The organism is Streptacidiphilus sp. PAMC 29251, from assembly GCF_054208735.2.
This window is the reverse complement of record NZ_CM135725.2, coordinates 10,086,157-10,096,911: the sequence shown is the minus strand read 5'-3', so window position 1 is coordinate 10,096,911 and position 10,755 is coordinate 10,086,157. Positions and strand designations below refer to the sequence as shown.

At 66.0% G+C, this 10,755-nt stretch carries 10 protein-coding genes and 5 pseudogenes; 8 read left to right on the top strand and 7 right to left on the bottom strand.

Annotation, left to right across the window (positions count from 1 at the left end; genetic code table 11):
• Positions 1-2,568 precede the first annotated feature (2,568 nt).
• Both ACXKR8_RS48255 and ACXKR8_RS48250 read right to left on the bottom strand, forming a co-directional pair.
• Positions 2,569-3,110 (bottom strand): annotated as a pseudogene (locus ACXKR8_RS48255) (HAD domain-containing protein).
• Between the two features lie 271 nt (positions 3,111-3,381).
• Complete coding sequence (locus tag ACXKR8_RS48250; protein WP_462100189.1) at positions 3,382-3,732, bottom strand: hypothetical protein; 351 nt, start codon at positions 3,730-3,732, stop codon at positions 3,382-3,384.
• Positions 3,733-4,298: 566 nt separating this feature from the next.
• Here ACXKR8_RS48250 and ACXKR8_RS48245 point away from each other — a divergent pair.
• The 7 genes and pseudogenes from ACXKR8_RS48245 (at position 4,299) to ACXKR8_RS48215 (ending at position 6,605) form a co-directional block, all read left to right on the top strand.
• Positions 4,299-4,574: a hypothetical protein gene (locus ACXKR8_RS48245; RefSeq protein WP_462100188.1), complete on the top strand. Its 276-nt coding sequence runs from the start codon at positions 4,299-4,301 to the stop codon at positions 4,572-4,574.
• 81 nt (positions 4,575-4,655) lie between these two features.
• Positions 4,656-5,018: a hypothetical protein gene (locus ACXKR8_RS48240; protein ID WP_462100187.1), complete on the top strand. Its 363-nt coding sequence runs from the start codon at positions 4,656-4,658 to the stop codon at positions 5,016-5,018.
• Between the two features lie 171 nt (positions 5,019-5,189).
• Positions 5,190-5,513: pseudogene (locus tag ACXKR8_RS48235) on the top strand (hypothetical protein); the annotation flags it as partial.
• A 25-nt stretch (positions 5,514-5,538) separates the two neighbouring features.
• The gene (locus ACXKR8_RS48230; protein ID WP_462100186.1) at positions 5,539-5,694 is read left to right on the top strand and encodes a transposase; all 156 of its coding nucleotides are present in this window, start codon (positions 5,539-5,541) and stop codon (positions 5,692-5,694) included.
• A gap of 126 nt (positions 5,695-5,820) precedes the next feature.
• Complete coding sequence (locus ACXKR8_RS48225) at positions 5,821-6,156, top strand: IS3 family transposase (protein ID WP_462100185.1); 336 nt, start codon at positions 5,821-5,823, stop codon at positions 6,154-6,156.
• Positions 6,147-6,320 (top strand): DDE-type integrase/transposase/recombinase, encoded by a 174-nt coding sequence (locus tag ACXKR8_RS48220; RefSeq protein WP_462100743.1) that lies wholly within the window; start codon positions 6,147-6,149, stop codon positions 6,318-6,320. The genes ACXKR8_RS48225 and ACXKR8_RS48220 overlap by 10 nt, the downstream gene beginning before the upstream one ends.
• 66 nt (positions 6,321-6,386) lie before the next feature.
• Complete coding sequence (locus tag ACXKR8_RS48215; protein ID WP_462100742.1) at positions 6,387-6,605, top strand: IS3 family transposase; 219 nt, start codon at positions 6,387-6,389, stop codon at positions 6,603-6,605.
• A gap of 401 nt (positions 6,606-7,006) precedes the next feature.
• On the opposite strand, the gene ACXKR8_RS48210 is transcribed toward ACXKR8_RS48215, so the two are convergent.
• Positions 7,007-7,318, bottom strand: a complete 312-nt coding sequence (locus ACXKR8_RS48210; protein ID WP_458270863.1) for a transposase — start codon at positions 7,316-7,318, stop codon at positions 7,007-7,009.
• A gap of 71 nt (positions 7,319-7,389) precedes the next feature.
• Here ACXKR8_RS48210 and ACXKR8_RS48205 point away from each other — a divergent pair.
• A pseudogene (locus ACXKR8_RS48205) lies at positions 7,390-7,959 on the top strand (transposase); the annotation flags it as partial.
• A gap of 640 nt (positions 7,960-8,599) precedes the next feature.
• On the opposite strand, the gene ACXKR8_RS48200 reads toward ACXKR8_RS48205, so the two are convergent.
• The 4 genes and pseudogenes from ACXKR8_RS48200 to ACXKR8_RS48185 all read right to left on the bottom strand — a co-directional run bounded on the left by ACXKR8_RS48200 (position 8,600) and on the right by ACXKR8_RS48185 (position 9,841).
• Complete coding sequence (locus ACXKR8_RS48200; RefSeq protein WP_462100184.1) at positions 8,600-8,953, bottom strand: transposase; 354 nt, start codon at positions 8,951-8,953, stop codon at positions 8,600-8,602.
• Between the two features lie 22 nt (positions 8,954-8,975).
• Positions 8,976-9,182, bottom strand: a pseudogene (locus ACXKR8_RS48195) (transposase); the annotation flags it as partial.
• A gap of 41 nt (positions 9,183-9,223) precedes the next feature.
• Positions 9,224-9,343 (bottom strand): annotated as a pseudogene (locus ACXKR8_RS48190) (hypothetical protein); the annotation flags it as partial.
• A gap of 213 nt (positions 9,344-9,556) precedes the next feature.
• Positions 9,557-9,841: a transposase family protein gene (locus ACXKR8_RS48185; protein ID WP_462100741.1), complete on the bottom strand. Its 285-nt coding sequence runs from the start codon at positions 9,839-9,841 to the stop codon at positions 9,557-9,559.
• Positions 9,842-10,755: the final 914 nt, after the last annotated feature.

Sequence of the window (10,755 nt, the reverse complement as noted above, 5' to 3'; positions counted from 1 at the left end):
ATGTACAGCCCATGCCCCGACGGGCCGTTCAAGTTGGGGTCTGTGGGTTGGCAAACGTCCGACAACGAGCCGTCAAACATCACCAAGGAGCAGCGCGCCGCACTCGACACCCCTCGGCATGCGCTGCGTTGAGGCGGAGGCCGGCCTGGGAGGCAGGTGACGCTGTGCTGCTGACGCAGGGGTTCTTCCGGATCGCGCCGATTGCCGAGGAGACGGTGTGGTCACTGCTGGGACGCACCGCCGCCCGGTATGCCATGACGTCCACCGATCTGCGGGCCGCGTGGGAGTGGGCGCAAACAATCCGCCCCGCTCCCATGGTGCCAGCGGTGTACGCGCTTGCGCCGAAGATCCTCCTCGACCCCGCCGGGCAAGCCCTTCTCGCTGCCCTGTGCCGCATCGACCTCCACACCCTTCCAGCGCAGCCCTGCCCGCCTGGGCCAAAGGACCCGCCGCTGTTCACCAGCACCTCCTCCAAGGGACGACCGCAGGCCCGCTGGCAGTCCGGCGCAGCAGCCCACGGACCCGTCGCCTACGCCTGCCGGCCCTGCAGCCGCACAGCGCCACCGGGACAGGCAGTGACCGCCTTGCGGTTACCGCGACGGATGGCAACGTGTAATGCCGCCGCCACCATCGGTGGACCCTGGGCGCAGGCGACGGACACGACCTGGAATATCTCGACCTGCGGGCCTGCCCCCGAGATCGCGGCGGCGCAGCAGCAGTTGGCGACCGTAGCCCGACGGGCCGAGGCGGCCGGGGTGACACCCGGGGCGGTGTTTCCGGTGCGCCCGCGCCGTGGTGTGCCAATGGTGGGACCTCGCACTCGAATGGAGCGAAGAGCGGATCTGGCCCACCCGGCCTTGCCACGCCCTGGCCGGCGGCGACGCCAGCGCCAACCTGTGGTGGTGGCGCGCCGTCACTCGCGAAGCCACCACCTTCCCCGAGACCGGTCGCCCTCGACCGGGGCACTTTTGGACCCCGCCGTCGTCCGACAAGGTCCGGCACGACAGCGGCGTTCCCGGGACCTTCAGGATCTCCCCGCGCGACGGACAGTTCGAGCAGGAACTCCCGCGCAGGCTCGGGCGGCCCTGGCTCGCCCGGGTCGGCGCCACCACCGACAGTACCGCCCTGAACGCCATGGCGCGGAGCAGTCGTGCGCAGGCGCCACTGACATCGGACAGCCCGGCGACTGGGGACCAGACCCCTTGGTGGGATCCCCCGCGACCACCAACCCGCCTCCCCGTCACCGCGCTCCTGCGGACCCTGACCCAGCGCACCGGACGGCACCAGTCACCTGGCGCGCCACCAATCCCCGCCCCGAAACGCGGCTGGATCCAACGAAAAAGTCCGCCGAGGCCACGGAGCTTCCTGGAACGCCCTGGACCCCCATGACACCGCGCCCCTGTCCACCGCCACCCAGACAGCTGATCGACACCCTCAAACCAGGCCATCGCCACCCTCGACCAAGCGTTCACCGGCATCGCCAGCTCGCCCCACACCGCAGGCATCCCCCTCCCACCACCTCGCCGAATGCGACCCGCCTTCCTGCCGCCGACCTCCAGCAGGACTATCGACGACCACCAAAGCCCACATCGAAGACCACTACGGATACCGCCACCACCCACCACAGCACATGAGGGAAGGAGCGGCGGCCAGCACAGCTGCGCCGGCGCCCACGCTCAGGCTGGCGAACTGTCTGCTTCCAGGGTCACGGCTTTCGCCGGGGCCTCCGCAGCGGGGTCGACGAGGAGGGCCAGGTACCGGCAACTTCTCCCCCGGTTCCGGGCCGCCTGCGAGTACGGCCGCCAGCCGCAATGGATAGGTGCCTCGCAGGACCCGGGCTGTTGGGGCGAAGTCGCCCCCGCCCCACAGCAGGGCGTCTCCGCCTTTCAGCTCACCGCCTCGTGCAGACGGAACTCGCGGTCGCGGGACTGCGTCCACCGACGGCTATCGGCTGCTTTGCCACAGCAGCCGACTACGTTCGGTGATTCAGCAGCGCCAGGCCGTTCTGTCGGGGCGGAGCGCAGAAACTTTCTCCAGCCGGGCGACGTCGAAGGACGAAGTTCCCGCCGGGCCAGATCAGGGGCGCCGTGCGACTTCAACGGCGTACCGCTCCTCCAACGGGCCACCTGCCCACCGTGCCGCTCCAGCACGCTTTGACGTACTTCGAACTCCACCGCCGTGCGGCCCATGCGGACCAAGGAACAACAGCAGGGCCAAGTTGCTTCGACACCCCTCCGAGGGCGGTCTGGCGCACCTCCAGGCGACACTCCACCTGCGGCGCCAGCAGCCCCACATGCAACCCGCGCGAACGCCCATTGTTGCAGGATGTCCGCCTCCGAATCGAAACACCGGGCCGGCACCCCAGCCAACACCAGCCAACAACCTCCGCCAACCACCACCGCTGACCAGCTATCAGTCAGCGGCAGAACGGGATGGGCAGACGCCGACCGATTCCTCAGGAGTGTTCTCAGTAGCCATGGAAGCCTCCAGCACAGCGATAGGGGTTCAAGACCATAAGGCCACCGGGCCCAGCCGCGCTCCGGGACGGGGCACGGTACTACCGGGTCCTCATCGCGTCGGCGGCGCGGGACGGGCCGCACGTAGCCAGTGCTCGACAGCGGTGGAGTCCGCGCCGGTCAGGCCTGCGGCGGGGTCGACACGGTGCAGCATGGCCGGCCCCGGATGGTGCGCAGCCATCCAGCGCCGGTCAGTACCGGTGATCTCGTCGTCCAGCCAGACGAACGGGCGCCCGCCCGCCCAGGCGAGCAGGCCGCGCGTCTTCCAGTGCAGCCCGGAGCGCCCCTCCTCCTGGTCCTGCTCCGGCCACAGCACGACCGGCAGGCGCGGCAATCCCAGACGCGGCGCCACGCACTCGTTCGCCTCCTCCATCCAGGTCGTGGCCCACACCAGCTCGCACCCCAGCGCGGCCAACCGGGGCCCCAGGCTCGGATCAAGCCTGGACAGCAGAGGATTCGCCCCGACCACCCGCAGCCCTGACGCATCCGGGAAAGTCGGGTAGCCGCCGGCAGCTGACGGGGCGTCGCACCGAACGGGATCAACGGCCCGTCCACATCGAGGAAGAGCAGCGGGCGCCACACAGAACCAGTCACCGCCGCACCCTAGCCCAGAGCCGGCGGGCGTCCGACTCCGGCAACTGGCCTGTGGAAGGCCAGGCAGCCAGGCGCAGTGCCCTCCAATCGAGTCACTCACCAACTGGCGAAGCGGGACGAAACAGCAAGGGATTGTCGATCTTCGCGGTTGGGCATCGCTTCACAGCGGTAGTGCCGCTGACGGCCCACATGATGAAGGGGCGCTGTCGCGGGCAGGCAGGTTCGGCCAGGGGAGGGCCAGATGGCACGGCAGAAGTCGATAGCGCAGCAGTTACTCGACGCCTACCAGGCGAAGCAGAAGGCGAAGGCCGCCGCTGTGAAGAAGGAGGCGGCGGAACGAGATCGGCTGGCCAAGAAGGCCGAGCAGGACCGGCTCCAGCGCGAGCGCCAGGAAGCCGCCCGGCTGGACAAGGAGCAGGCCCGGCTGCTGTCGGTCGGAGAGCGGGAGCTGACCAAGCAGGAGCGTGAAGCCGCGCGGGTGGAGCGGGAGCTGGCGCAGCGGCTCGCGGCGCGCAAGCGCACAGCGGAGCAGCAGCAGCGTGAGCGGGCGCGGGCCGAGCAGGAGCAGGAACGCCAGCGGCAAGCGGCCGAGGTGCAGAGCTTGAAGGACGAGGCGGCCCAACGTCTGAAGCCGTCCAGGCCCTCGTGCAGGAGTTGGAGTCTGTTCTCCTGGACCGGCCCGGCGACCTGGGGCGACTACCGGCGCAAGGCCGAGCAGCGCTTACTGCAGGAGGGCCCGCAGGCCTTCGCCGATGCGGTCGGCAAGCTGCTGCTCCACTCGCCGCTCCCCCCGGGGTGCCGGCCCGCGGTGCGGGCCGCCTACGCGCCCGAGGCCAAGCAGCTCCTCCTGGAGGTCGAACCTGCCCGGCCAGGGCATCATCCCGCAGGCGGCCGGATACCGGTTCATCGCCCAGCGCCGCGAGGTCGTACCCCAGCCCCGCAAGGACACCGAGGCCCGGGACCTCTACCGGCGCCTGGTCGCGCGCCTGGCGCTGCACGCCATCGAGGAGGGCTTCGCGGTCACCAGCCCCGACCTGGTGGACACCGTGCTCTTCAACGGGCACGCGGACGCCAAGGACCGCGCCACCGGACGCCCGGTGCGCCCGTGCCTGGCCAGCGTCGTGGCCGAACGCGAGGCCTTTTGCGAACTCGACCTCGGCGAAAGCGAACTGGACCCCGCCCTGTGCCTTGCGCCACCTGAACGCCATCGTCTCCCCCCACCCCTACGACCTCCAGGCCGTAGCCCCCGTCGCGGAATTCGACCTCAGCAAGTACCGCTTCGTGGAGGAGGTCGACATCGTCTCCGGCCTCGACAGCCGCCCCGACCTGCTGAAGATGGCCCCCACCGCGTTCGAGCACCTGGTCCGCCAAACTCTTCGAAGCCATCGGACTGGAAGCCTGGACCACCCAGGCCAGCCGCGACGACGGCGGTCGACGCCGTCGCCATCAACCGCGACCCCCTGACCGGAGGCCTGTGCGTCATCCAGGCCAAACGCTACAAAGACACCGTGCCCCCCGGACGCCGTCCGCGCCCTGGCCGGCGTCATGAACGACAAAGCCGCAGCCAAAGGCATCCTGGTCACCACCGCCTGGTACGGCAAATCCAGCCTCGACTTCGCCCAACGCACCGGACGCATGCAAACTCATCGACGGACGCGGCCTCAAAGCCCTCCTCCAAGAACACCTCGGCATCGACGCCCTCAATCGGCCTCCCCAAACTCCCCCGCGGCTGGCACCCCCAAGACATCCAGTAACACCGACAGAAACCCCACTGGTCGACAACGGTCAGACCAGGATCGGAAAGGCACGGCCACGGCGAACAGTCCCGAACCAGAACCCGGCACACCGCCCTCCCACATCCGGCCCGCCCGCAGAAAGCCTCTTCCGGCTCGTACCCCTGTCCGGTGAGACGACGTGGTCGCTGATGTCACGGCTGGCGGCCCGCTACAGCCTGGATACCCAGGCTCTGGCTGGGGCACTGGCAGTGGCGCAACCAGCAGCCCCGCCACAACGACGGCAGGTACCGGGCCGACGTGGACGTGCTGCTCGACCAAACCGGCGTGAGGTACTGGCTGCGCTGTGCGGGGTCGGCGAGGAGGTACTTGGCACAACGCGCTGCCGGCGTGGGGTCACGAGGATGATAGGCCGACCGCGAGCGTCGGGCGCACCGGACCGGCCGCAGGGACAGTGGCGGGCTGGCGGCGCGGGCGGTCGCCCCCGTGGCGTGGACCCCGACCACTTTCGTGGACACTGGAAGTAGTTCACTCAAGTGTCAAGTGGGAAGTGCACGATGGTTTCAAAGCGGAAGAAAGTACACCCAGGAGTACAAGGCAAGAGGCCGTAGAGCTAGTGGTGAGCTCCGGCCGGCCCGTGGCTGAGATTGCCCGGGACCTCGGTCTGAACGAGGGAACCCTAGGAAACTGGGTAAATGGCCGCGAAGAGGAGCGGAAGCATCAAAGACAAGCCGCTGACCATCGACGAGCGCGTCCATATGAAGGAACTCGAAGACGAAGTACGGAAGCTCCGCATGGAGCGGGACTTCCTAAAAAAAGCAGCGGCGTGGTTTGCGAGCCAGAACCAATAAAGTTCGCCTTCATCCTGCAAGTCCACGACGAGCAGGTCGGCAAGCCACGCCGCTTCATATATCCCATCAACTTCATGTGCAAGATGCTGGACGTATCGCGTACCGGATTCTACTCGTGGATCCGCCGTGAGGAGTCCGCACACGCCACGACGCGATGTCGAACTTACCCGACTCATCATCGCTATCGACAAAGTCAACAGGTGTCGCTACGGGATCGACCGGATACACGCGCAGCTGGCCCGCCAGGGCGAGCGCGTGTCACCCAAGCGCGTCCGACGCCTGGCCAGGGCCGCTGGGCTGGCGTGCATCCATCCACGGCCCTACAAGGCCACCACCGTCCAGGATCCGGCGAACAGGCGCGGCCTGGTGGACCTCGTCGAGCGGAATTTCGTCCCGGAAAAGAAAGACCAGATATGGTACGGTGACATCACTTACATTCACACCGCAGAAGGCTGGGCCTAATATGGCGAACAGTCATCGACGGGTATTCGCGGAAGCTCATCGGCTGGTCGGTCGCTGACCACATGCGCGAAGACATGGTGATCCAGGCGCTAGACATGGCGATCCGAAATCGCCAGCCGGCACAGGGTGAAGTCGTCATGCATACAGACCGTGGCAGTCAGTAACACCGGTAGTAAATTTCGCGACCAATGTCTTGACAGCGGAATCCTGCCTTCGGTAGGAAAGACGGGATCTGCTTCGACAACGCCGCAGCAGAGTCGTTCAACGCAACCCTGAAAAAGGAATTGATCCACCTGCACGTGTGGACAACAATAAAGCAGGTCGGGAGTGCAATATTTGAATACACCGAGTCTTACTACAATCGACACAGGATTCAACGTGAGCTCGGCTACCTATCTCCCTATGAATACGAGAGTGGGTCCACACTAAGCGCAGCACTAGCAGCATAAAAGACTGTCTTCGAAATCGGTCGGCCTCCACTATCTCCCTATGAATACGAGAGTGGGTCCACACTAAGCGCAGCACTAGCAGCATAAAAGACTGTCTTCGAAATCGGTCGGCCTCCAGACATCAACAACGTGCCCCCGGCGGCGGCGGGGGAGACACCTACTACATCTCCGGCAGCAGCAGCCGCATCCCCTTCACCTGCTAACCACCGGTGACCAGCCGCCGCCGGGCACTCCTGACCGGACAGGGGTGCAGGTCACGGGCCCTCCCCGGCGGCGGCCCATGGTGGCGATGGGGACGCGTGCACGGTAGGCCACCCGGCGCGCACACCTGCGGGCAATGGCCGGGCGAACCCGAGCTTCATGGACCCGCCGTCACAGCAAGGAGTACTCACCTCAAGTGCTCAGCTTCTCGTGCGCTGATGGCGCTCTCCGAAAACGGTTCTGACCGAAGTCCCGTGAATGACCTTGAGTAGGCGTTCTTCACGGCGCGTCCCTGCAGCCGCGAGCAGGTCCTGAGCAGACCAGCACCCCGAGCCCCCCTCACCCCGGTCGACCTTCGCCTGCTTGACCCAGCCGCGCAGCCCCTCGGGGCTCACACCCAGTTCCCGGGCGATCTCGGTGACGTTTCGATGCGGCGAGGACCGGACGAGCGCGATCGCGTCCCGCTTGAACTCCGCCGTATACCGCTTGCTCATGTTGCTGTTGCCGCTCACTGACTGGACTGCTTCCTCAGGACCCAACGGTCCCAGTATCAGGCTGTCCAGACCAGCGGGGGAACTTCATGGTGACCAGTCCCGACCATCTGCGCAGCCAACTGCGCGGGCTGGGCGTTGCCGCGCTGATCCTCACCTGTTCACGCCTGCGGCCGGGAACCGAGCTCAGCGATCCGGCCTGCGCCGCCAAGTTCGCCTTGCGCCGCCTCGCGAGGCGCTATCAAGACCTCGACGGCGAGATCAGCGAGTACGACGCGCAGCTGACCCCGCTGGCGAACCAGGCCGCCCCCGCGCTGATGGCAGTGCGCGGAGTCGGCCCGGAGAGCGCAGCTCGACTGATCGCCGCGATGGGTGACACCCCCGAACGCCTACGCTCGGAGGCGGCGTTCGCCCATCTGTGCGGCGTCGCCCCGATCCCCGCCTCATCCGGGCGCCGCGACCGACACCGGCTCAATCGCGGAGGCAGCCGATCCGCCAACGCCGCCCTCTACCGCATCGTCGTCGTCCGGATGCGGCACGATCCGCGCACCCGTGAGTACGTCGCCCGCCGCACCGCTCAGGGCCTCCAGAAGAAGGACATCATCCGTTGCCTGAAGCGCTACATAGCCCGCGAGGTCTACAAGGCCCTCACCCAGCACAATCATCACCGGGCACGATCTCGCCCGAACAGCTTGACACGCAATAGGAGCATCTCCGGTGGTTCGAGACGACTTGGAGGTCACCTCGTCCAACCGGAGCTTCGATGCGTTCGTGACGGGCCACTCCCGTCCCCTTACCCGCCGTGACCTGCAGACTCAACACTCGCGAGGACTTTGAAACGCCCCTGCTAACAACCCCGCCCCCACAAGATCCAACGTCCAGTCAAACCGGATGATCCACACCAACCGGACCGACTCGTTTTACCGCCTCTATTCAATGCTATTTTTCCCCCACAATCCCGTCTCCGATCTCATTGATGGAGGAATGAGGAACGTCGGCCGATTGAACAGAATAATAACCAAGTAGACGACACAACAGCAGGCCGATTGAAGCCAAAAATACAACAGCGCAGACAATCTCCGGCGTTATCTCCCCCGCTGCGCCCCATGCATCCCCAATACTGCACTCACCACCCCTGCCGCAAGGAATGTGAGCTGAGCCGAGAGGACCACCACCCCTCTCACGAGCCCTCGCTTGAACTCGTCACTAAAGGGAAAGGTAGAGAAAGACATAAGCAAAGATCTGGCAGCCCTCTCACTTCCTCCCCAAATATTAAATACCCGCCAATACAATACCGGGTCATCAAAGTTGATGGGTCGTCAGCTTTCCGCGTGCCCTTCGGGTGGTTGCGCAGTGTGATCGCAGGCGTTGGCTCCGGCGGTTTCGGAAGCCGTAGGCCTTGCGGGCTTCGAGCTTGATCACGCGGTTGTTGCCTTCGGATGCGGCGTTCGTTATGCCGGTTTTGATGTAGTTCTCGATGCCGTGCCACCACTGGTCGACGGTTTCGGCGAGGGTGACCAGTTCGACCAGGTAGGGGCGGTCGGCACAGAAGGCCTGGAAGCGGTAGCGGGCGGCGGAGACCGCGGAGCGGTCGGGAAGGACGTGGGCGTGCTTGGCGGTGAGCCGCAGCAAGGTCGCGCAGGAGCTCCTTGGCACGCCAGCCGTCGAGGATCTGCTTGCCGTAGGTACCCATATCGGTCAACTCGTCGGCAAGCGTGGCCAGTTCTGTGGTGGTGAGGTCTTCCTTGTTGCGGCGCAGGAGCTTGCGGACGCTCCAGACGGGGTCGCCCTTGCGGGCGCGGCGGCCGTGGTGCCTCCAGGTGAGGCGGCGGCGCAGGTCGGCCAGGTGGCGCTGGGCGAGCTGGACGACGTGGAAGCAGTCCACGACGAATTCGGGGCGTGGGGCAGGGCGGTGCGCACGGCGGCGCGGAAGGTGGCGCACAGGTCGATGGCCACGTACCTGACCCGCTGTTTCCAGGTCTCGGGCTGGAGGGTGAGCCAGGCGGCGACGGAGGCGGCGTTGCGGCCCTCGACCTGCCCGAGCAGGCCCTGGCCGCCGACCGCGTCGACGAAGCCGATATGCCAGGCGTCGGCGACCAGTTCCCATGTGCCCGTTTCGGGGTTCTCCCGCCAGACCGGCTTGCCCCTGCGGGTCTCGTCCGATGCCGACGGCCTCGGTCACGGGCGGCTGATCAGGCAGGACGAGCTCGGCGTACTGTTCGAAGGCAGGCTTGGGCAGTGGGCCAGGAGATGCCCAGGTCACGGCCGGCCTGTTACGACCGTGCGGCCGTCGTCGGCCACCACGCGTCCGGCCTCGCGCCGCAGCGCGCGGGTCAGCCGGGCCCCCGCTGGCACCTCGCGGACCTGCTCGGTGAACGAGCCGCGCGGGCACAGCGGTTCCGCGCAGAACCAACGGGACTTGTGCCAGTGCAGATCCACACGTCGTCCACCGTAAGGAAGTTGGCGGGGGCGGGTGAGACGTGGGCCCTTCCTCGTCGTGGAGAGCACTCCGCACTCCGGGCATGCCCGCGCACCCTCGTCCACCGTCGCCACGTGCACGACGAGAGCCGGCCCGACCTCCTCCACCTTGATCACCCCCAGCCCCTCCAGGCCCAGCAGCAGTGTCGCGTCCGTATCGGCACAGGTATCGTTGATGTTCGAGCCCGCAGGTGTTCGTGATCGGTTTCTCTAGACAAGAACCATGATCACCAATCCCTGCGGGCTCCTTGCATCCGGGGCACACCACACCCGGCATCGTCACCCAACGTGACAGTCAATTGGCTCAAGCCGCTGACGGCCCATCAAGTTTGAAGACCCACAATACCCCGATGGCCGCCAGGAGAAAGAGGAGAGAAAAGGCCAATCCGAAGCTCACTGCCACCTCACTTGAACCAATTCATAACATTGTTGGTTATATTTGCCACGGGAACACTCGCAATTGCCCCCCTCCCCCCACGCGATAGTACCTCCACCCGGCTCGATCGCAGTTCCGATCAAAGCCACCCACGGAAGCGCCTGCCTCTGTCATTTCCCAAGCTGAAGAAGTATCGGCGACAGTTGCAATGCCCGCTCGCAGTGAACTGTCGGCAACGGAGTGGTGAGCGTCTCGAGCGGTATCATAATCGCTCCAAGCGGTGAGTCCTGCGCCAGCACCCAATATCCCCCTCCCTGCCAGCTTGGTGATTGGACTGTCACCTATTGCCCTCAGGTTGTCCATGTTACTGAGCGGGCCGCTATTGAGTGCCTTGAGGGTCGTTGATGCAGAATTTCGCTCCGCGCAAGAAAGCGTAAGATCATGCTTCTGTGCGATTAGATCCGCCATCCGGTTGTCCATCCGGGTAGTCAAAGCTGTAGGGAATACCTTGGGCGACACCGAACGCCGACACGGCGCCACCGTTTCCGCTGCACAACTGTTCCATCAGTCCGGAATTATTGCCACACAGACCGTGTCGAGATAT